We start from the raw sequence: 20,126 nt of genomic DNA, 5'->3' as shown, positions 1-20,126 counted from the left end.
TTAGGCACCCATTACAACAATGACGCAATTTTTGTCTTATCATCAGCGTCCATATTTGACCGTACTGTGCGCTCAGACGCCCCCTTATGATGACTTCTTCGCTAACCAACGATCAAAGCTCTGATGGCCATAACCATTGGCGCTATCGGTCATATAATCATAGAACAGAACCGCGACTCGTTTACGGGCCTCTAGCTGCTCTTTGGACCAAGTGCTCTTACCCCACACATCTGTATTGGCAATATCTTCACCACCAAGGCAATATTGGCGTTCCAGAATCTCATCAAGACTTGATGTTTTCGCATTACGGTAAATATCATAAAGAATCATGAATGTTGTTGTTCGTGCGCAGCCTCTGGCACAATGAAAATAAACCCAAGCATCAGCTGGAATCGCATCAAACTCTGCAACAACAGGATCAATAAAACTTAGATCATGAACCCATCCCTTTTTCAAGGGCTGAACATAATGATACCCGCGTTTTTCGATTTCTGATTGCTCAATCGCAAACTGATCTTTTGAGAGATCCCCAACTTTTTGACCATAGAAAAATTCATAGAACTTAACTTCTGCTTTGATAAACAAGCCTTTCCAGAAATTTTTCTGACGAAACTGCTCAAGCTCATCCGCATTTGAAAATCGGTAACCGTACCATTCCATCTCATGATCACCAAGATAGTAGATTGGTTTATGCTTTAAGTTGAAAATATAGACTTTGTCAGGCGTGATTTTATTTTCAAGGAAAAAATCATCTAACTGCTTTAAATTGGGATAGGCACTGCCTGCAATTTGTAAGCTTTTGTATATGGGATCGCTCGAGAACAAAAGCCCCATGCATCGCGGCTGAACAATACGTTTTAAAGCAACTTGTTGATCTGATGTTCTAAAATTGCGCGTAGAACTATATTCCGCGTGGATAAAATAGGCGATCCCCACCAATAGGCAAACTGAAGCAATGATTATTTGATAAAAACGCCTCATTTTCATGATCTCTTCAAACCTTGCCATTGAATGAAATCAGTCTTTGGATAGCCCTTTGGATCATTCATGTAATCATAAAACTCATGAATCAGATCCTTTCTGTCATTGAGTTCATCTTGACTCCAGGTGCCGTTTTTCCAAATCTGTGTATTCTCAATATCCTCACCACCAATGCAATATTGATGACGCAAAATCTCTTCAAGTGAGAGATTTTTTGCATTCTTGAAAATATCATAGAGCAAGAGTAATGATGTTGTACGGCCCCGCCCTCTTTCACAATGGAAATAAATCCAGCCATCTTCAGGAATTGATTCAAAGAGTTTCAACAGATCATTAATATAGTACCAATCTCTTGTCCAGCCTTCTTTAAGGGGCTCTAAGTATTGAAAACCAAGCGCCTGTATGGCTTCTTTTTCTGTCATAAGATCTTCTTTTGTCAAAGAATCAATCTTTTTACCAGATTGAATCTCATACAAAAATATTTCCATTCGTGTAAAGAGGCGTTTGAAAAAGGAAGTGAGTTTGCCTTTTTGAAGCTTTCCATCAACCATTTTATAGCCATATGAATCAAGAGCATGCGCTCCAATATAATAGATAGGCGCATCATGCAAATTGATGATATAAATTTTGTCTTTTGAGATCGCTTTTTGTGCAATAAAAGCATCAAGATCATCCAGATTTAAAAAGCCACTTCCTGTTACATTCAAGGAAACGCGCTCCGTTTTTCCAAAATGAGAGAGAGCATGAGATAGGCACTGTGGACTTGTAAGTCTTTTCACAGCGATAATATCATCTCCTTGACGAAAAATACGGGGCGTTTGATATTGATAAAAGGCAAAAGCCAAAGATGCCAAAAGAAGACACAAAATCACTGAAAAAATTTTCATATACTTATTCATCAAAAATACCTGTCCTTATATTGCGGGATTATGTAAGTCTTTCTTTGCTTTCCAAGTCATAAAACTATTTTTTGGATAACCTTCTGGATCATGCACATAATCATAAAAATAATAAATAATTTGTTCACGTGCTTTTAACTCATCTGCATTCCAAGTTCCATTTTCCCAAACTTGAGTATCTCTTACATCTTCTCCACCAATACAATATTGTCTTTTTAATATATCACTCAATGGGATTGCTCTATCTGATTTCAAAATATCATAGATCAACATACTCGTTGTTGTACGGCCATGACCATGAGCACAGTGAAAGTAAAGCCAAGCATCATCTGGAACCGTTTCAAAAATGCGAACCAATTTATCTACAAATGACCAATCTTCAAGCCAATTAGAGCCCATTGGTTCTAGATAATGATACCCTCTTTTTTCAATTGCTTCTTTTTCAGAAACAAGATCTGTTTCCTTTAAGTCGATCAATTTCTTACCAGATGTCAATTCAAAGTATTTTGCTTTGGCGCTTAAAAAAAGAGCTCTCGAAAATGACTTTTCAAGCCAAGGATCTGATATTTTTGAAATGTCTTTATAGCCATACCATTTCAAAGCATGCTGCTCAAGATAAGGCATTTTTTCATAAGTTAAATCAAAGATATAGACTTTATCCGGAGAGACTTTCTTTTCTCTCACTAAATCGTCAAGCACATTCAAATTCGGAAAAGAGCTTCCTGAAATGCGCAAATCTTTCAACAGAGGATTATGATTAAAAAGATTTGCAATACATTTTGCCTCAAAGAATCGTCTTGAAACAATTGTCTGATCACCATTCCTAAAGTTACGCGTTGCGATATGCTCTTGATACAAAAAATAACTGGCAATACCAACTGCACTTACAATAAAAATAGAAACTGATCTTAAGATTATTTTTTTAATCGTCATTGGACTCGCCCTTTAATTGAAACGTTATATAAAATAAGCAATATTTCTAGAATGTTAAACCCGATCGACCGCTATATCAAGCTGTGTCATCTTTTTTCTGAGCGTATTCCGGTTCATACCTAAAATCTCAGAGGCTTTTTTCTGATTGCCTTCTGTTGCACGAAGACATTCTTCAATAAGAGGTTTTTCGATTTCAGTAAGTACACATTCATAAAGGCCACCCGTTGGAATATCATCTTGATGAGCCTCAAAATAATCACGGAACAATTGACGCACAAGATCTGACAGGCCACGTGATGATAGATCAGGACAATCAAATGGGGAATTTAACTCTTTTTGAAAGTCATCCGATTCTTCAAAAACAATATGGTGTACAACAGACATCTTTAAGCAGCCTTATCCGAGGTTAAGTGATAATTATACGCCTCTTCATAAAAAGAGATAATTCTTTCTCTGACACGCGCATATTCAGTGAGGTAGTTGATTTCAGAGCGAAATTCTGTCGATCCAAAGAGACCTTTCGAGTACCAAGAAATATGCTTTCTTGCCATCCGAATACCAGAATCTTCTCCGTAATGAGTTATAATTGATTCGTAATGATCAAGCAAGATTTTTAATTGATCATTAATAGATGGATCCGGAAGTCTTTCTTTTGTCTTTAAATAATGAATCGCCTGTGAAATAAACCAAGGTCTTCCATAAGTCCCACGGCCAATCATTACCCCATCTGCCCCAGATTCAGAGAGCGCACGATCCACATCATCAAGCGTGGTGATATCTCCATTCGCAATAACCGGAATCGACACAGCTTCTTTCACGCTTTTAATAAAGGGCCAATTAGCAACGCCAGTGTAAAACTGACATCTTGTTCTGCCATGAATTGTGAGCATTTGAATACCAGACTCTTCAGCAATTTTCGCCAATTTGGGCGCATTTAAACTATCATAATCCCAGCCCATGCGCATTTTAAGAGTCACTGGCACTGGCACTGCCTTCACAACGGCTTCTAATATTTTAGAGGCAAGTAATTCATCACGCATCAAGTGCGATCCTGCATAGCTTTTCAAGGCGACTTTTTTAGCAGGACACCCAAAATTAATATCGATAATGGCAGCGCCGCGATCTACGTTCAGCTTTGCAGCTTGTGCAACAATATTCGGATCGCATCCAGCCAATTGAACAGCCATTGGCGCTTCCTCATGACAAGAAGTTGACATCTTCAAAGTACGCTCTGATGCCCTGACCATTGCTTCACTTGCAATCATTTCAGAAAAAACCAAACCTGCTCCAAAGCCTTTTACAACTTTGCGAAAAGGCATATCTGTCACCCCAGACATAGGGGCAAGAAAAACAGGATCTTCGATGTCAATTGGTCCAATTTGGATAGCCATGATACTTAAACTTTAATATTGAGAAAATATAGAATCGACTTTTGTGATAAGCATGGTATCATGATTTTTATAAAATTCAAGCTTTATCACACTTTTTGACAGGTAATATTGTGACTAAACATCAAACACTTAAAAATAAACCTCTCATCATTGCTCTTATTGTAGGCGCAGGCAAAGGAGAACGTTTTGGGAGCGAGCTTCCAAAACAATACCAACTCTTGGGCACAGAGAGTGTTTTTGCTCATTCAATTCGAGCCTTTACAGACTGTGATCTGATTGACTACGTCTGTCCTGTCATTCACCCTGATCATCAATCCCTTTTTGAAAACACAATGAAAACAACCTCTTCTAAAGTTCTTCCTCCTGTTATTGGTGGTAAAGAACGTCAAGATTCAACTCGAAATGGTCTTCTTGCCTTACAGCCCCTTAATCCTGATTATGTTTTAATCCATGACGCCGCTCGCCCTTTCATATCACAAGAAACAATATTGCGTAGCATCGAACTCCTTTCTGAACATAAAGCTGTCCTCGTTGCAACACCGATCGTTGATACAATCAAAAAAGCACAGGATGGATATTGCCAAGAAACCATTTCGCGCACGCACCTATGGGCTGCACAAACACCTCAGTGCTTCTCATATTCCTTTATTCTAGACTTACATCAAAAACACAGTGATTTAAGCCTCACGGATGACATTGCTTTGGCTGAAATAGCTGGTGAGAAGCCCTATATTCTAGAATCGTCGCCAGATAATTTTAAAATTACAAAAGCAGCAGACCTTGATAGAGCAAAGCTATTTCTGCAATCTAACCATAAGGAGTCAGTGAGCCCCATGAATCTTCCATCCTTTGAGACAATCTCAGGCCTTGGATTTGATGTTCATCAAACTTGCCCTGGCACATTCGTTACGCTTTGTAATGTGAAAATTGAAGCTCCCTTCTCTCTTAAAGGTCATTCTGATGCAGATGTAGGGCTTCACGCTCTGTGTGATGCAATCTATGGCGCTCTTGCTGAAGGGGATATCGGTGTTCACTTTCCACCATCGCAGCAAGAATGGAAGAATGCAGATTCAGCCATTTTTTTAGAACATGCGCTCAAAAGAGTGAAGACACGCGGTGCTCAGCTCAGAAACATTGATCTTACTTTTATTTGTGAAATGCCTAAAATCGGCCCACACCAAACATCAATGCGTCAAAGACTCAAAGAACTTACAGGCCTTTCGCTTGAGCGCATCAGCGTCAAAGCCACAACATCAGAAAAACTAGGCTTTACAGGCAGAGGTGAAGGCATTGCAGCTCAAGCGATTGTCTCACTTTTACTACCCTACAGCCCTTTTACGGAGACCGCCCATGACTGACCCCATCGAATCTCTTGTCAAACAAATTGCATCAGCTTGCATGCCTCACCAAACAAAAATTGTCACGGCTGAATCTTGCACAGGCGGCATGATTTCAACAGCACTCACTGATATATCTGGCTCATCCGCCTATTTTGATCGAGGTTTCGTCACATATTCTGATGAAGCAAAGGCTGAGCTTTTAAATGTATCATTAGAGAGCCTTTCAAAACACGGCGCTGTGAGTGAAGCTGTAGCCATGGAAATGGCACTTGGCGCTCTCAAAGCATCACAAGCTGATATTGCCTTATCTGTTACAGGCATCGCTGGCCCAACAGGAGGCTCTGCTGAAAAACCCGTTGGCCTTGTTTATTTCGGCCTTGCTTATCGTGCTGGCGAAAATGCCCCAGAGATAGGCTTTAAGGTCACTGCCTATCATGAAATTTTCAAGGGCGATCGCGCAGCTGTGCGCAGACAAACGCAAGAACGCGGCTTGAAATTGATTTTGAAGTATCTGACTCAATAAAACCCTTAGAAATAACCCGCCACATTGTCAAATGAGCACAGGTTTTCCATTTTTACAAAGTCAATCTTTTGTGTTTGCATACCATTCAGAACGGCAACAATCTGCTCATGACTCATCTCTTTACCGTTGGCTGGTAAGAATCGGCAACGCCATGAATCGGCTGGCGGTGATTCAGTCTCTGCATTCGGCCATATTTTAAGACCCCTGGTTGAGATATGATCAAGCTTAATCTCAGCTGATTGACACTTCTTAAGAGCTGTTACAACATCATCTAACTGGAACGGCGCTTGAGGCTGAATGAAAATATCAACGCCATTCAGCGTTTTAGCCGCCTTTTTTGAATTAGAAACTGAGGAAGATGAGTTCACCTGAATCGATGATTCACTATATTTCACCGGTTTTAATGTTTTTGGTTTTTGACCAAGTCGCATAATAACTTCTTCACCAAATTCATCGCACAGACATCTTTTAACTGAATTTTCTCTGGAAAAAATATCCGCTGTATGGCACCCATCTTCGATCGTTCTAAGCCAAGCATTATGAATCAATTCAGCTACATCTCCCTGACCTATATGAACAAGCATTGAAGCTGCTGCATGGATGAGCCCTGATGGATTTGCAATATTCTTGCCTGCAATTGTTGGCGCTGATCCGTGAATGGCCTCGAACATCGCAAAATCTTGACCAATGTTTGATGATCCTGCAAGACCAACTGATCCTGCAATCTGAGCTGCGATATCAGAGATAATATCGCCATAAAGATTCATGGTGACAATCACGTCAAACATCTCTGGCGTATCAGCAAGTCTTGCTGAGCCAATATCAACGATATAATGATCTGCTTCAATTTCAGGATATTCTTTTGCGATCTCATCAAAAATCTTATGGAACAAACCATCTGTCAGCTTCATAATATTATCTTTTACAAAAGCTGATACCTTTTTGCGATGATTCACGCGCGCATATTCAAAGGCATAACGAATAATCCGCTCACAGCCTGGGCGCGTAATGATTTTCAAAGACTCATACGTGTCAGGTGTTTGACGATATTCAACGCCTGCATAGAGATCTTCTTCATTTTCACGCACAATCACCACATCCATGTTCGGATGTTTTGTTGCAACAAAAGGCGGGTAAGCAACACAAGGACGCACATTTGCGTACAGCCCTAGAGTTTTGCGGATTGCAACATTAAGCGATTTATACCCTCCCCCTTGAGGCGTGGTAATTGGAGCCTTCAAAAAGACTTTTGTTCGCTTTAAACTTTCCCAAGCAGAAGGTTCAATACCTGTTAATACACCACTTTCATAGACAGATTTCCCAATTTTAATTTCTTCTATTGCAATGCGTGCACCTGCTTGCTTTAGAACTTTAAGGGTGGCTTCCATAATTTCAGGACCGATACCATCACCCCTTGCGATTGTAACAGGCGTCTTATTTGTTTTCTCTTGTGACATGCTAACCTCATCTTTCCTTATTTTTAAGTCAATTTTACATAATCCATCTTTACAATCTCTTAAAAGAGAAACCCTATAATAACAGCATGAATCAGATAATTGATGCAGGTCAAAATGCAATTTCAAGATAGTGACAAACCTCAAGAACAAAATGCCTCTCTTGCTTATCCGGTCAACCTGGGTAGTTTTGATTTAAATGACAAAGGACAAATGATAAAAACCCAAACTCTCCAAAATTCATTTCATAGCTGCAGTATTGAAGGGTCTCGATATTTTCTCAACCTCTATCCTCAACAAAACAATACTGACTTTATCATCTTCTCAACACTGAATTATTTACCTTTCACCGCTCAAGATCAAACAAAGAGGTTTAAAATCTTAAAAATCATCGACACTCTTAAAGCAAATAACGTGAATGCATTTGGTATTGTCAATCAAAACGAAATTGCTTTTAGGATGAAAGGATCCGTTGATGGCACTTTCATGTTGCATGACCTTGCCTTCATCATGACAAATATTTATAGAAAATATCGAAACATCATTCATCTTTTAAAAAGGTCTACGCTTTAAAATATAACACTTGCTTCTTGGCCATTTTTTCAGCACATTATCTGTACATACAAGACAGCAAATCAATCGATTATTAATAGGAATATCTATGTCTAAGTTTAAAAATATATGTGTTTACTGCGGCGCATCACAACATATTGAACAAAAACACCTCAATGCAACAGCCGAACTCGGAAAATATCTTGCAACATCTAATAGAACACTTATTTATGGCGGAGGTAAGGCTGGCAACATGGGAAAGATCGCCGATAGTGTTCTTGCAAATGGCGGCAAAGCCATCGGCATTACTCCTATTCACATTGATAATTTTGAAGCCAGACATGAAAATCTCACCGAGCTTCATATTGTGAGCACGCTCCATGAGCGAAAAATGATGATGGCTCAAAAGTCCGATGCCTTTATTGTGCTACCTGGCGGCTTCGGAACATTAGATGAGTTCTTTGAAATTTTAACCTGGAAACAACTTGGCCTTCATAACAAGCCCATCATTATTCTCAATATTTTTGGCTTTTGGGATATTCTTGAAACCCTGATAAAACACATGATCAATGAAAAATTTGTAGCTCCCCACAATCTTGAATTGTGTGATTTTGCAACCTCAATTGAAGAAGCATTTGCAATTCTCGAGAGCTACGAGCTTGAACCAGAACACATGAAACTTCATAAAATCTAAAAACAAAGGAGCCCCACATGCAAAGCCAAACAAAAATTAAATCGACAAACCCAATTATTGAAATCGATGGCGATGAAATGACCCGCATCATTTGGGCTTGGATCAAAGAAATTCTTATTCTGCCTTATGTTGATATTGACCTTCATTATTACGATTTAAGCATTGAAAATCGCGAAAAGACAAAAGACCAAGTCACCATTGATGCAGCAAAAGCAATTCAAAAACATGGCGTTGGCGTCAAATGTGCAACCATTACACCAGATGAAGCCCGCGTAAAAGAATTTAACCTTTCAACCATGTGGAAATCACCAAACGGCACAATCCGGAATATTCTTGGCGGCACTGTTTTCAGAGAACCAATCATTTGCAAAAATGTACCAAGATATGTTCCTGGCTGGGAAAAACCAATCATCATCGGTCGTCATGCTTTTGGTGATCAGTACAGAGCAACCGATATTGTGATCGATAAGCCAGGCACTCTCTCTTTAACCTTCGCGCCAGCTGATGGTTCAGCGCCACAATCATTCGAAGTCAATCAGTTCAAAGGTCCAGGCGTTGGCATTGGCATGTTCAATGAAACAGAATCCATCAAGGGATTCGCCCGTGCTTGCTTTAACTATGGCCTTGCACAAAAAGTTCCTGTGTATTTTTCTTCCAAAAATACAATCTTGAAAAAATATGATGGTCATTTTAAAGATCTCTTCCAAACGATTTTTGACACTGAATTCAAAGCTCAGTTCGATAAGCTTAATCTCACCTATGAGCATCGTCTGATCGATGATATGGTTGCCTACGCAATTAAAAGCGAGGGCGGATTTGTTTGGGCTTGCAAAAATTATGATGGCGATGTTCAGTCTGATATTGTCGCACAAGGTTTTGGATCACTCGGGCTTATGACATCTGTTCTTTTAACGCCAGATGGCAAAACAGTTGAAACAGAAGCCGCTCACGGTACTGTGACAAGACACTATCGCCAATATCAAAAAGGCGAAGAGACATCAACCAACCCTGTTGCCTCGATCTTTGCTTGGACACAAGGACTCATCTATCGCGGAAAGTTTGATGGCAACCAAGAGCTGATTTCATTCGCAGAACGTCTTGAGCGCGCTTGTATTGAAACGGTAGAGGCTGGTTTCATGACAAAAGATTTAGCCCTACTGGTTGGACCGAATCAAAAATGGCTCAATACAAAAGATTATCTCCATCGCGTAAAAGAAAATCTAGAAAACATCTCTAGCCACTCTCTTAAAGCTGCTCACTAAGGCATTGAAAAAGAGACATAATGGCATACGACTGGGTTGAATTAAGTAAAATTGGAAGAGACGGAGACACCTATCTCTTCCTCCCAGCCAGACAGCACCTCCAAGCAGCACCTCCAGCTTCACCAAGAGCTTCCTTGATACAAAGCAAACCAGCCAATTTAACAGTCCAAGATATTTATTTTATCGGCGCTTGTTATACTTTAGGCATATGCGGTAAACCCATCGATGTCGTCAGAGCAATGGATTATTTCAAAGAAGCCGGCGATCGCGGCATGGTTGGAGGCCAATATATGTTCGCCCATCTTCATCTTGATGAAAAAAACCCATTCACAGACCATGAAACAGGCTTAAGATACATGGAAATGGCTGCAATGAATGGGGATTATCGTGCTCAATCCTACTGCGCTCAACATTACCAGCACCTCAAGAATTATGATAAGGCATTTATTTATTACAAGAAATGTGCTGACCATAATAATCCTGTCGCGCAGTTCAAAGTTGGCCATTGTTACGCAATTGGACAAGGTACAGATCTTGATCTAGAGCAATCATTTCTCTATATTCAAAAATCAGCCAACCAAGGATATCTAAATGCAGTCAACAGACTTGGCCTTTGTTACCTTATGGTTACGGAACACCCACGGATCCTTATAAAGCAATAGAACTCTTTCATTCAGCTGCACAGCAAAATGATAAGCACGCCTATTACAATTTAGGTATGCTCTATCAATGCGGTGTTATCTTGAATAATGTTTATATTGTAGAGCCGAGCCGAGTGAAAGCCATCCAACATTTTAAACGTGCAACTGAGCTTGGGAACAAGGATGCAAGCCAACTCTATGATGAACTTTGCGGCTATAGAACAATCTTGATACCCCCACCCATTCAACCAGATATAACAATCGATTTTGAAATAGTGGATTAGTCACCAGATTCAATAGCTCATACAGCCACCAGCTTTCTCAAAAAAAAATTGACAAAACATCAAGATTACTTTACATTATTAATAATTTTTAATTTAAACGCTTATATCAAGTCATAATACTATATTTTAAAGAAAGACTCATCAATGACATCTTTATCTATTCTAGATTCAGCTCATTTTGCAACGCTACCTCCTCAATTTGAGACCAGTTATCAAAATAATATTCAAATTGCGCCTATCAATCCCGTCAGAAGCTTTCAAAAGAAAGCCAAACCTATCAATGAATTTTTTACCAGCACAGATGCTTTCTTTACAAGACAGCTCTTTACCTATAGCACAATCAGGGGGGTAACCACTTTATCTCAAACCTGTCAATTCTTTTATTTTATGTATCATCAGATGTTTCCACGGCTTGAAATGAGGCTCGGTAATCTTCACACCTTAAAAGATTTATCTGCATACCTAAGCAATCTAGATATCAAGGAACATATCAATCTAAGCGCTTTAGATATCACTTTACCCAATCTCAACTCTGAATCACTCGAGCCTATTCTGAAACATACTGGACTTTTACAAACACTGAGCATGTATACCTTGAATGCTGAAAATATGGAAAGATTACGTGAATGTTTAAAATCAAACCCGCGTCTAAAAGGATTACACCTTAAGTATCAACCTATCTCTGGCCCAGAGTATAAAGTAAAAAATATCATCGATGAAATTGAGGTAAAAAATCGAATTCCGGTCTATGTTGACAACAAGCGATCAAAGGGAGCATTAAGTAGGATGAGTGCTTTCACTAATCGCTTTAACGGCATTATTTTTTGCTCAACCTTATGGACATCAGTTGCTCTCTGCATTTTTCTCGGCATTAAATATGACGTCAACCCTGAATATTTAATACTGATCATCTGCGGAGTTATATTTTCAACATGCGCAACATTAATCACACAAGCTATATTGCGAGACAGATGCGCAAAGCGAGCAACATTCCACCCTGATTACGAAGCTCTTAATTAAGAAAAGTGATTGACAGACAGGCTCTGACTCAATAATGATAAATCTATCACTATTACTATTCAGAAAAGAGCCACATGTCTCACCTCATCAAATCCACCTCTCAAGAGTCAATTGTCAGCAACCCTCTCTCACCAGATGCACCCCTTGATGAGCAAAGTATACAAGAAACAGAGGCATCTCTTTCAAGGACACATGAGGATACAGAAGCCTTCATGGACTCAAAGGGCATTTTAAGCCGGAATGTTTTATTCAAACCTGCAACTTACCCTAAAGGGCTCACACTGTGTCAAAACGGAAAAGCATTCGCTCTCTATGATGCAAAGCATCGTAATATCTGCTTATATTATATAGAGTCAAAAGCCTGTCTTTACACAATCCCGAGAACCTTTAAAGATGGCTATCTGATGCGCGGACTTTTGGAATGGTATAAGAGTCTCTTTTTAGCGAATGACTTTCTTCTTATTACAGCCGGTGCTCTTGACCCACTCACAATTCCGAATACGACTCTATTTCTTTATGATTTGCGAGATCACACAGCGAAAGATCTTTTACCGCCGAGCATTCAAGCTGAATTAATGGAACGCCATCAAGAAGGATGGCGCATAGAAGGAATGAGATGTTTTTCACCCACCATGCCCGATTCAGAAATTGCAGAGAACAAACATCTATTTCACTATTGCATCACATTAATAAGCTCTCATCCTGAATCAGGAAACTGGAAAGCCCTTACCATTTTTTGTCGATATGATACTCAAACGCACTCATCTGAAATTCTGAAACGCTTTCCTCTTGCAATTGAACAGATAATCCTTGATGAAACTGGTTCTATTGAGGCTTATGTCACACTGACAGATTTCAAAAAATTACCTCAAGGTACGGAATATATACTCAAACATTATCAATTCTATGAGATCCGTGACAAAAAACCCTATCTCCTTCTTGAGGGCAATTTCAAAAAGACGCCATGCTTATATTATGACAAAAGAAATTCCGAATTTCCTATTCTAACAGGGCAAATTGTGACCATGGGCTATTCAATCCCATTACATTGTCATCCAGAAAAAAATGCATTTACACATCTTTCGAGAGGCGAGATTTCTTCACTGAAAGCAGATATTAAATCCTTCGCCGTGAATCCTAAGAACCCAAAAGAAGTCATATGGTATATCAATTCATTCGATGAAATGACTTTGCATGTAAGATACCCTACAGGTTTTTCTCAAGCCATAAAAATGTCCAAGATCCATTCTCACCCTTTATTTTCAAGCAAAGAATTTCTCGTCCATCTCATTGAAAGCCTTCAGATCAAGAGACCTTTTTTAATCAATTGGAGCACCTCACTGTGCTATCAATATTTTCTCCTTTCACCCGCAACAGACACCTCACCTGTTCAGTTTAAGTGCATCTACTCCAGAGAAATGATAGATGATCTCGAGCCTGCAATAGGGAGCAAATGCTCAATGCCACAATCCTTTACTTTTCAAGCACGAGATGGATTATCGATTCAAGGATATTTAACGCTCCCTCGCAATCAAGAGGCCAAAAATTTACCAGCTCTGTTAAAAATTCATGGAGGACCCATCTCTCGCGATCGGCTCAGCATTGATATGGACACTCAAATCTGGGCTTCTCGAGGATTTGCTGTTGTGCAAATCAATTTTAGGGGCTCAAAGGGATTTGGCTCATCTTTTCAAGAAGCAGGATATGGCGAATATAATCGAAAAATGACAGATGATCTCATTGATGGCCTTAATTATCTTATTCAGAAGGACCTTATCAACCCAGATAAAATTGTTGCGAAAGGAGCAAGTTATGGCGCCTTTGCGGTTGCCTCTTGCTTGACACGTTATCCAGATTTTTTTATCTGCGGCATTGCAAAAAATGGCAATTACAACTTGATTGACACAATCAACGAAGCGCCTCAAAACCGTAAAACATATGCACGCTATTATGGCATCACTCTATCTGAGGACAATTCTATCAGTGAACCCGACCTTGAAAAGCTTCGAGCGATGTCTCCATCTTATTTTCTTCATAACCTAAAAAAACCACTCTTATTCATAGGGAGCACACAAGATGCGATTTGTAAACCAGAACAGACTGAAGACTGCTTCAAAACCTATATGGGCGATCGGGAACCTATAAAGAGTCCCAAACTCAGTGAAAGCATAACACAAGTATTTTTGCAAGGAGAAGGACACACCTTGAGCCTCGGTGCTTTGCTTCTTGAATTTACCTTCACTGAAGTTCTTGTGAATCAATTACTCCCTGAAATCTTTAAAGAACCACTCACACCAGAATTAAAGGAAAAGATTGGTGATGTGTGAATAAGCACAAAACCAGCTTACAAGAGTTTCTTCTTCACTTCATAATGAGGGTTTGCAAAGACATGTTGCCATCCCTTTTTAGCCGTCATATCCATAATGATAGGCGCCATGAAATTTGCAAAAATCTCTGGCTGACCAAAGGCGTTGTTCATATTCACAATCACAAACCAACGTGCATTTTCTGAGGCAATATCAAGAGTGTTACAAGCAGCAACAATATCAGATATCTCATACCCATGAGATAATGGGTCAATTGGTAATAAAATAAAGGCGCGATCTTTTTCATCGATGCTTTGGAGCAATAAGTAGATCCCTTTTTTGTCCTGCTCTATTTTTGTGAGAATATAGTCTTGTGGTGCTTCAAACCCAATAGGGCCATTTTGCATTTCCATTTGCTGCGCGGGATTCACCATCACGGACCCAAATTTGGTTTCCATCATCACCATATCTTGCAATCCAGGCATCATCTCTTTTGACTTTTCCTGTCTTTGTACATTTGTCATTTTCTATCTATCCTTTTTTTAAAATGAATCATCGAATGGATGTTACCAATTCTTTTTCTAATTCTTGCACTGTTCGAATCAAATGAGCTCCTGCAGAATACGATTTCTGAACCTCAATCAAGTGAACAAATTGCTCATCAATATTCACACCGCTGATTTGATCTGACTTAAATTGGAGTTCTGTTGCCAAAAAGTCTTGGAAATCAAGATCGATTTGATTTAATTGATTTGTCTTTGCACTGTATGACAAAATACTATCCGCATATTGGGAGAAAGTAATAAAAGAAGCACCCATACCCCCTATCGCTGAAAAATTACGTGGGTCTGTTAAAACATGTGTCATATCAATCACAATCGCATCATCCCCTGAATGGACAGCCCAGCTATTATTGTTTGCATAGTAGGCGAGTCGTCCTCTTGAAAATAAGGATGGATCAGCCAAAATATCTGATCTGACTTGAAGATCATGTGATGAACTCACTGATGTTGGCGGAATCAGTAACAAATCATTCAATCCAAACATATAACTAAGACCAGAAGGCCTTGCTGGATTTCCATAAGAGAGCGTTGAATTCGCATCGTTAAATGCAATCCCATATGCCGCATTTGCATTACCAACCTCTAATTTCAAATTGCGAATACGCATAAAGCCATCATTCCCTGGGAAAGGGGCTGCCTGCCCTGACTGTGTCGCAAGACCTGCGATCGGATTTGCTAGATTTGTTGCTGGTGGCCAAGCTGCTGTCCAACCTGCTGGCTGCACTGCTGCTGGTGCTGTCGTGATATTTGCATAATGACCATTGACTGCATTCATAATATCACGCAAGGTCAGTTGATATGCACCACCACCTGCTGCTGTGTGGAGAGTCTGTAGATCCGTATGTAATTGATCCATATTGATTGATAAGGCTGTTCCTATAGCGAGACCATTTTCATTGACCACCGCCACATCAAAAGTACCATAAAGACCTGATGTTGCATCCGGTGACAATAAAACAGAGCTCGCATCTGCAACATTGAGCAGCGTAAAATTGGCAGTTGAAGCATCATGAGAACCAATCAGCGTTTGAATAGGAGGAATGCTTGTACCTGAATTATAAACACGATTAATATCTTCAGTAATTTTTGTTGTAAATTGATCAATTTGAGATTGCAGATTTGGTAAAATCGTATCACGCAAATCGATATAAGCTCTTAAACTTCCGCCCTGAATCAGATTTGTAATATCAACTGCAGGACTTGAATTTAAATGATTATCCAGCCAAATTCCATCAATATTCGTAGGATAAACACTCTGAGCTGTAATCAGCGGTTGAGGCCTATATGAAAGGGAGCTATAGATATAATCCAACATATTTTCAGAATTTTCATTCAGCATCACAACAGCATCGCCAGCTTCACGCGTGTACCATTTGATATCAACTTTCTCAGCAATTGCTTTTAAATGCTGATCGCGCCGATCGAGTAAATCACCTCTTGGCGTTCCTGCAATATAGGCTGATTTAATTGCCCCATTTGTGTCGAATAAAGATTTCAATTCTGTGCTGACAATATTCACATCTGTCAAAATATGTTGCTCAATAATCTGACGCATCGATTGAATTTTCGAGGCTAAAACATTTAGAGATGTAACCATATCCCTTACATTAGCAACGATCTGGGTCTGCTCTGTTGTACTTTTTGGATTCAAACTTAATGTTGATAAGGTGTTTTCAATTTGGGTTAATCTGGCACTCAAAGATGATTGAGATTGAGGCGTGCCGAAAAAATTTTGAATATCATTTAAAAAACTTTGTTTTGTCTGGGCATTGGCAAGAACACTTGTTTGAACATTCACTTCTCTGACAACATATTCTTCAACCGTTCTCCGAATATCCCCAACAATCGCTCCAGCACTCATCCCATCAATGATGATTGGCTGCATGATTGCATCTTTTTGCGTATAACCTTTTACGCTTGCGCCCTGTAAATTGGCACCAATAACAGCTAATCTTTGTGATTCATTTTTAAGGATACCAGCACCGATACCCTTTGCCATTTCTAAACCCATTTTTCGCCTGCTCTCTTCTTAAGAATTAATAGAATATGCAAAAGCTGCACTTCTCTTTGGGACCTTTTTTAATTGCGCTGATTTATTGAGATAATCGTATGGCTCCATTGCCGCTTGAGCCCTTACAACTTCTTCTTTAATCAAATTAACCAGCTTTTCATGAGCATGCAGATGAGCTCTGACTTTCAGAGCATTTCTTCTGATACTTTGATTCAGCTTTTTTTGCATCTGTTGTAATGCATCTTTGACCTCTTCAGGCAAAGATTTTAAACCTTCTTTTTCAGCAAGCAGAATATACATTGCCTGCTCATAATTTCTGATGTCATTTTCTTTTTTAGAAAAAATCTGAGAGAAAGCCTTATGATTCCTTTTTTCAATCAACTCGACTTCTTGATCAAGGGTTGACATCAGACTTTCCATGGCAAGAATGGATTGATTAATTTTAATTTTCAAAAGTGATTCGTGAGAATTTGTCATCAGCATCCTTAGCTCCTCATATCTAAAAGTGGTTTTGAATTGACTTGATTGGTCATAAAGTTCGTTGAAATCATCTTTGTTAAAGAGTCAGATCCTGATTTTGCAATCGCCTCACCAATAAAACCCATCTGAAAATTCCGGAAAGTTTCTTCCGCATAGCCACCGCCCATCACAGGATCAACCTTCACGGTTGCAAACATTTCATTCAGCAAAATGCCCCAAAGCGCTCCAGAAAACTCAACCAACTTCTGCTTAACCCTTTCATTTTTCTGAGACGGGTTTGTCCCTTCTGTATCTTCAGGAACAAAAAATTGTGCTCCTTGAAGCTGTTTCAGTTTTTGCTTAGGATCATGCAAAAGATCAGAAGCAGGTAACATGGATAGGGAAGATGCAGGTATGCTCATTTAAATCACCTCTATGTCAGCTTGTAAGGCACCAGCTGCCTTAATGGATTGAAGAATCGTAATCATATCGCGGGGCCCAACGCCAAGTGCATTGAGTCCTTGAACCAACTCCTGTAAAGTAATACCGCCGTTCATCACAGCCAATTTTTTATCGGCATTGGTATCAACCTCTACATTTGTTCGATCAACAACCTCAGTTGTTCCCGTTGTTGAAAAGGCATTTGGTTGTGAAACTTGCTGTGTTTCAGTCACGCGAATTGTCAAATTACCCTGAGCAATTGCAACGGTGCTAATCCGAACATTCTCACCCATCACAATAATCCCTGAACGCTCATCAACAACAACCTTTGCGATATAATCTGGCATCACATGTAACTGCTCAATATCTGTCAGCAACTGAACCGTGTTCATATCACGATTACGAGGCAGACGTAACGTCACGGTCGCCGGATCTAGCACATCAGCAATTTTTTCCATCATTCTGTTATTAATTGATGTCGCAATTCTTTTCGCTGTCGTAAAATCAGGGTTCTTTAATGAGAGTTTTAAGCGCTCAAGACTATTAAAATCAAAATTAATTTCTTTCTCAACAATCGCTCCTGAAGCAATACGTCCAGCTGTAGGCACACCGCGCGTTACCGTTTGAGCACTGCCTTTTGCTTCAAATCCAGAAATGGCTACAGATCCTTGCGCAACAGCATAGACATCCCCGTTCGCAGCCAATAATGGTGTTGCCAAAAGCGTTCCGCCCAAAAGACTTGTTGCATCACCCAGGGTTGAAACAGTGACATCAATCTTATTCCCCTGACTTGAAAATGGGGGCAATGTTGCCGTGACAATCACAGCAGACACATTCTTTGTATTGATACCGCCACCACCGCGCGTATTTACACCCAGTCTTTCAAGCATTGCAATAAGGCTTTCATCAGTATAAGGAGAGTTACCCAAGGTATCCCCTGTTCCTTTTAAACCAACAACCAAGCCATAACCAATGAGCATATTGTCCCTGATGCTTTCAACATTCACAATATCTTTAATACGAGATGTGGCATTTGTTTGCGCTGGAACAAGAAGAATCAGGACCATAACAGCTATGGATACAAGCCTTAATCCAAATGATTTTCCTGTTAAAAAGTGAGGCGTCATTTTTTGTCTTTCTTTCGCTTTAGGTCTATAGAGTCTCCACTACCTATTGCGTTTTTTGTGCCACGAATTTTTGAGTCAAAAAAATCTCTAAAATCAATTTGTTAAAATATTAACCTCAGGAAATGACCAAGTTTGATTCACCCATGGGGTAATTTTTACCTCTTGATTTAGGCAAATATTTCCGGGTATTCTAAGACAAGCCTAACTTCGACTATGTAGGGACGATGGATGGATTTTGAATCTAAAATAACAAGAACAAAAAATTATAGCCTGTCTTCGCTGTCAAAAGCCAAAAAGTCAAAATCCACATCTGGTGGATTTGAGCTTATTGATATTGATAGCACAGATGATTTACAATCGCCCTCCTCTGTTTCCTCAGTCTCTAGCCTCTCTGCTTTACAAAATTTAGAAGCATTGCAAGGCATTACTTACGAAGATCCAAAACAAGACCTCTCTCGCGGCAATCAAATCCTCGATTTGCTCGAAAGCGTCAGGCAAGAATTACTCATCGGTGAAATTTCTCTCTCGCGTCTCGAAAAAATTGAAACACTTGTTGGCCAGCATCGTGCAAAAACACTTGAGCCCAATTTGGTTGAGCTTTTAAATGACATTGATCTCAGAGCTAAGGTAGAGATCGCCAAATATGAACAATAACAACAAAGGCCAATAATGACAAAACTTCCCTCAGATAAGGTATTCATTGAAAAGTGTGCTCTTTATTTAAAATATCTGCGCTGGGGGGCTGAATGCCTTGTTGCCTATTTCTTCTTCACACTTTTTTGGATTTTACCTTATAGAGCGGCCTCTAATCTCGGAGGCGCTATTGGCACAATCTTTGGTCCTTTAAGCCCTGTGAATGATCGCGTTGAGCGTAATTTAATGCGGGCTATTCCCTCCCTAACAGGCCCTGAACGCGAGCAAATCATCATCGATATCTGGAGTAATTTCGGACGCGTTTTAGCCGAATACCCTCACCTTTACAAATTCAAAAATAAGAAATTCTTCAACAAATATGTGAAGGTTGAAAACCCTCAACTCTTTAACGATATTGTGACAAAAAAAATTCTATCGATTATGGTTTCAGGCCATTTTGGCAATTGGGAATTCAATGCCATTGCGGCCTATCACTTTAATCTGATTCTCAAACTCATATACCGTCGCCCAAATAATTATTGGCTTGATGGCCTTCTGAAAAAAATGCGCGGTGATGGAACCTTTGCTTTTTTCCACCCCAAAGGGAAAGAA

Annotated in this window: 22 protein-coding genes; 11 read left to right on the top strand and 11 right to left on the bottom strand. The window is 39.6% G+C overall.

What is annotated here, in order from left to right; all coding sequences use genetic code 11:
- Positions 1-84: 84 nt before the first annotated feature.
- Genes KBF71_04615 through dusB form a run of 5 tightly spaced genes read right to left on the bottom strand, consistent with a single transcriptional unit; the run spans position 85 to position 4,204 of the window.
- Positions 85-987 carry a hypothetical protein gene (locus tag KBF71_04615; GenBank protein MBP9877600.1) on the bottom strand — a complete coding sequence of 301 codons (903 nt, stop codon included), beginning with the start codon at positions 985-987 and terminating at the stop codon, positions 85-87.
- The gene (locus KBF71_04610) at positions 984-1,880 is read right to left on the bottom strand and encodes a hypothetical protein (GenBank protein ID MBP9877599.1); all 897 of its coding nucleotides are present in this window, start codon (positions 1,878-1,880) and stop codon (positions 984-986) included. The genes KBF71_04615 and KBF71_04610 overlap by 4 nt, the downstream gene beginning before the upstream one ends.
- Positions 1,881-1,895: 15 nt before the next feature.
- Positions 1,896-2,813, bottom strand: coding sequence for a hypothetical protein (locus KBF71_04605; GenBank protein ID MBP9877598.1), 918 nt, complete (start codon positions 2,811-2,813; stop codon positions 1,896-1,898).
- 54 nt (positions 2,814-2,867) lie between these two features.
- Entirely contained in the window at positions 2,868-3,197 is a 330-nt protein-coding gene (locus tag KBF71_04600) for a hypothetical protein (protein ID MBP9877597.1), read from the bottom strand.
- Between the two features lie 2 nt (positions 3,198-3,199).
- Entirely contained in the window at positions 3,200-4,204 is a 1,005-nt protein-coding gene (gene dusB, locus KBF71_04595) for a tRNA dihydrouridine synthase DusB (GenBank protein MBP9877596.1), read from the bottom strand.
- A gap of 107 nt (positions 4,205-4,311) precedes the next feature.
- Here dusB and ispD point away from each other — a divergent pair, with 107 nt between their 5' ends.
- Together ispD and KBF71_04585 are read left to right on the top strand one after the other, a co-directional pair.
- A complete protein-coding gene (gene ispD / locus KBF71_04590; protein MBP9877595.1) occupies positions 4,312-5,562 on the top strand; it encodes a 2-C-methyl-D-erythritol 4-phosphate cytidylyltransferase in 1,251 nt (416 codons plus the stop codon).
- Positions 5,555-6,067 (top strand): CinA family protein, encoded by a 513-nt coding sequence (locus KBF71_04585; GenBank protein MBP9877594.1) that lies wholly within the window; start codon positions 5,555-5,557, stop codon positions 6,065-6,067. The genes ispD and KBF71_04585 overlap by 8 nt, the downstream gene beginning before the upstream one ends.
- A gap of 5 nt (positions 6,068-6,072) precedes the next feature.
- Here KBF71_04585 and KBF71_04580 read toward each other — a convergent pair whose 3' ends face one another.
- On the bottom strand, positions 6,073-7,524 hold the full coding sequence (locus KBF71_04580) for an NADP-dependent isocitrate dehydrogenase (protein ID MBP9877593.1): 1,452 nt from the start codon (positions 7,522-7,524) through the stop codon (positions 6,073-6,075).
- A gap of 114 nt (positions 7,525-7,638) precedes the next feature.
- On the opposite strand from KBF71_04580, the gene KBF71_04575 reads away from it, so the two are divergent.
- The 7 genes from KBF71_04575 (at position 7,639) to KBF71_04545 (ending at position 14,301) form a co-directional block, all read left to right on the top strand.
- Entirely contained in the window at positions 7,639-8,094 is a 456-nt protein-coding gene (locus tag KBF71_04575) for a hypothetical protein (GenBank protein ID MBP9877592.1), read from the top strand.
- Between the two features lie 88 nt (positions 8,095-8,182).
- Entirely contained in the window at positions 8,183-8,767 is a 585-nt protein-coding gene (locus KBF71_04570) for a TIGR00730 family Rossman fold protein (protein MBP9877591.1), read from the top strand.
- Between the two features lie 17 nt (positions 8,768-8,784).
- Positions 8,785-10,029 carry an NADP-dependent isocitrate dehydrogenase gene (locus tag KBF71_04565; GenBank protein ID MBP9877590.1) on the top strand — a complete coding sequence of 415 codons (1,245 nt, stop codon included), beginning with the start codon at positions 8,785-8,787 and terminating at the stop codon, positions 10,027-10,029.
- Positions 10,030-10,049: 20 nt separating this feature from the next.
- Positions 10,050-10,691 carry a sel1 repeat family protein gene (locus KBF71_04560; GenBank protein MBP9877589.1) on the top strand — a complete coding sequence of 214 codons (642 nt, stop codon included), beginning with the start codon at positions 10,050-10,052 and terminating at the stop codon, positions 10,689-10,691.
- A complete protein-coding gene (locus KBF71_04555; GenBank protein MBP9877588.1) occupies positions 10,643-10,954 on the top strand; it encodes a sel1 repeat family protein in 312 nt (103 codons plus the stop codon). The genes KBF71_04560 and KBF71_04555 overlap by 49 nt, the downstream gene beginning before the upstream one ends.
- A gap of 144 nt (positions 10,955-11,098) precedes the next feature.
- Positions 11,099-11,974 (top strand): hypothetical protein, encoded by an 876-nt coding sequence (locus tag KBF71_04550; GenBank protein ID MBP9877587.1) that lies wholly within the window; start codon positions 11,099-11,101, stop codon positions 11,972-11,974.
- A gap of 74 nt (positions 11,975-12,048) precedes the next feature.
- Positions 12,049-14,301, top strand: a complete 2,253-nt coding sequence (locus KBF71_04545) for a S9 family peptidase (protein ID MBP9877586.1) — start codon at positions 12,049-12,051, stop codon at positions 14,299-14,301.
- Positions 14,302-14,318: 17 nt separating this feature from the next.
- Here the strand turns inward: KBF71_04545 and KBF71_04540 are convergent, their stop codons facing one another.
- Genes KBF71_04540 through KBF71_04520 form a run of 5 tightly spaced genes read right to left on the bottom strand, consistent with a single transcriptional unit; the run spans position 14,319 to position 18,881 of the window.
- A complete protein-coding gene (locus KBF71_04540) occupies positions 14,319-14,804 on the bottom strand; it encodes a flagellar assembly protein FliW (GenBank protein ID MBP9877585.1) in 486 nt (161 codons plus the stop codon).
- Positions 14,805-14,832: 28 nt separating this feature from the next.
- Positions 14,833-16,842, bottom strand: coding sequence for a hypothetical protein (locus KBF71_04535; GenBank protein MBP9877584.1), 2,010 nt, complete (start codon positions 16,840-16,842; stop codon positions 14,833-14,835).
- Positions 16,843-16,872: 30 nt separating this feature from the next.
- The gene (locus tag KBF71_04530) at positions 16,873-17,331 is read right to left on the bottom strand and encodes a hypothetical protein (GenBank protein ID MBP9877583.1); all 459 of its coding nucleotides are present in this window, start codon (positions 17,329-17,331) and stop codon (positions 16,873-16,875) included.
- A gap of 8 nt (positions 17,332-17,339) precedes the next feature.
- Positions 17,340-17,735 (bottom strand): hypothetical protein, encoded by a 396-nt coding sequence (locus KBF71_04525; GenBank protein ID MBP9877582.1) that lies wholly within the window; start codon positions 17,733-17,735, stop codon positions 17,340-17,342.
- Positions 17,736-18,881 (bottom strand): flagellar basal body P-ring protein FlgI, encoded by a 1,146-nt coding sequence (locus KBF71_04520; GenBank protein ID MBP9877581.1) that lies wholly within the window; start codon positions 18,879-18,881, stop codon positions 17,736-17,738.
- 228 nt (positions 18,882-19,109) lie between these two features.
- Here KBF71_04520 and KBF71_04515 point away from each other — a divergent pair, with 228 nt between their 5' ends.
- A complete protein-coding gene (locus tag KBF71_04515; GenBank protein ID MBP9877580.1) occupies positions 19,110-19,535 on the top strand; it encodes a hypothetical protein in 426 nt (141 codons plus the stop codon).
- Positions 19,536-19,550: 15 nt separating this feature from the next.
- On the top strand, positions 19,551-20,126 hold a 576-nt coding region (locus KBF71_04510; protein ID MBP9877579.1), incomplete at its 3' end, for a hypothetical protein.

It is taken from the genome of Alphaproteobacteria bacterium, assembly GCA_018063245.1.
Taxonomy (GTDB): domain Bacteria; phylum Pseudomonadota; class Alphaproteobacteria; order JAGPBS01; family JAGPBS01; genus JAGPBS01.
The sequence above is the reverse complement of the archived record's forward strand: the minus strand, read 5'-3'. Positions and strand labels throughout refer to the sequence as shown.

Excerpts from the sequence above, each read along its gene's own strand:
- KBF71_04615 (MBP9877600.1), bottom strand. The coding sequence starts at position 987 with ATGAAAATGAGGCGTTTTTATCAAATAATCATTGCTTCAGTTTGCCTA.
- KBF71_04610 (MBP9877599.1), bottom strand. The coding sequence starts at position 1,880 with ATGAATAAGTATATGAAAATTTTTTCAGTGATTTTGTGTCTTCTTTTG.
- KBF71_04605 (MBP9877598.1), bottom strand. The coding sequence starts at position 2,813 with ATGACGATTAAAAAAATAATCTTAAGATCAGTTTCTATTTTTATTGTA.
- KBF71_04600 (MBP9877597.1), bottom strand. The coding sequence starts at position 3,197 with ATGTCTGTTGTACACCATATTGTTTTTGAAGAATCGGATGACTTTCAA.
- dusB (MBP9877596.1), bottom strand. The coding sequence starts at position 4,204 with ATGGCTATCCAAATTGGACCAATTGACATCGAAGATCCTGTTTTTCTT.
- KBF71_04585 (MBP9877594.1), top strand. The coding sequence starts at position 5,555 with ATGACTGACCCCATCGAATCTCTTGTCAAACAAATTGCATCAGCTTGC.
- KBF71_04580 (MBP9877593.1), bottom strand. The coding sequence starts at position 7,524 with ATGTCACAAGAGAAAACAAATAAGACGCCTGTTACAATCGCAAGGGGT.
- KBF71_04575 (MBP9877592.1), top strand. The coding sequence starts at position 7,639 with ATGCAATTTCAAGATAGTGACAAACCTCAAGAACAAAATGCCTCTCTT.
- KBF71_04570 (MBP9877591.1), top strand. The coding sequence starts at position 8,183 with ATGTCTAAGTTTAAAAATATATGTGTTTACTGCGGCGCATCACAACAT.
- KBF71_04565 (MBP9877590.1), top strand. The coding sequence starts at position 8,785 with ATGCAAAGCCAAACAAAAATTAAATCGACAAACCCAATTATTGAAATC.
- KBF71_04560 (MBP9877589.1), top strand. The coding sequence starts at position 10,050 with ATGGCATACGACTGGGTTGAATTAAGTAAAATTGGAAGAGACGGAGAC.
- KBF71_04550 (MBP9877587.1), top strand. The coding sequence starts at position 11,099 with ATGACATCTTTATCTATTCTAGATTCAGCTCATTTTGCAACGCTACCT.
- KBF71_04545 (MBP9877586.1), top strand. The coding sequence starts at position 12,049 with ATGTCTCACCTCATCAAATCCACCTCTCAAGAGTCAATTGTCAGCAAC.
- KBF71_04540 (MBP9877585.1), bottom strand. The coding sequence starts at position 14,804 with ATGACAAATGTACAAAGACAGGAAAAGTCAAAAGAGATGATGCCTGGA.
- KBF71_04535 (MBP9877584.1), bottom strand. The coding sequence starts at position 16,842 with ATGGCAAAGGGTATCGGTGCTGGTATCCTTAAAAATGAATCACAAAGA.
- KBF71_04530 (MBP9877583.1), bottom strand. The coding sequence starts at position 17,331 with ATGACAAATTCTCACGAATCACTTTTGAAAATTAAAATTAATCAATCC.
- KBF71_04525 (MBP9877582.1), bottom strand. The coding sequence starts at position 17,735 with ATGAGCATACCTGCATCTTCCCTATCCATGTTACCTGCTTCTGATCTT.
- KBF71_04520 (MBP9877581.1), bottom strand. The coding sequence starts at position 18,881 with ATGACGCCTCACTTTTTAACAGGAAAATCATTTGGATTAAGGCTTGTA.
- KBF71_04515 (MBP9877580.1), top strand. The coding sequence starts at position 19,110 with ATGGATTTTGAATCTAAAATAACAAGAACAAAAAATTATAGCCTGTCT.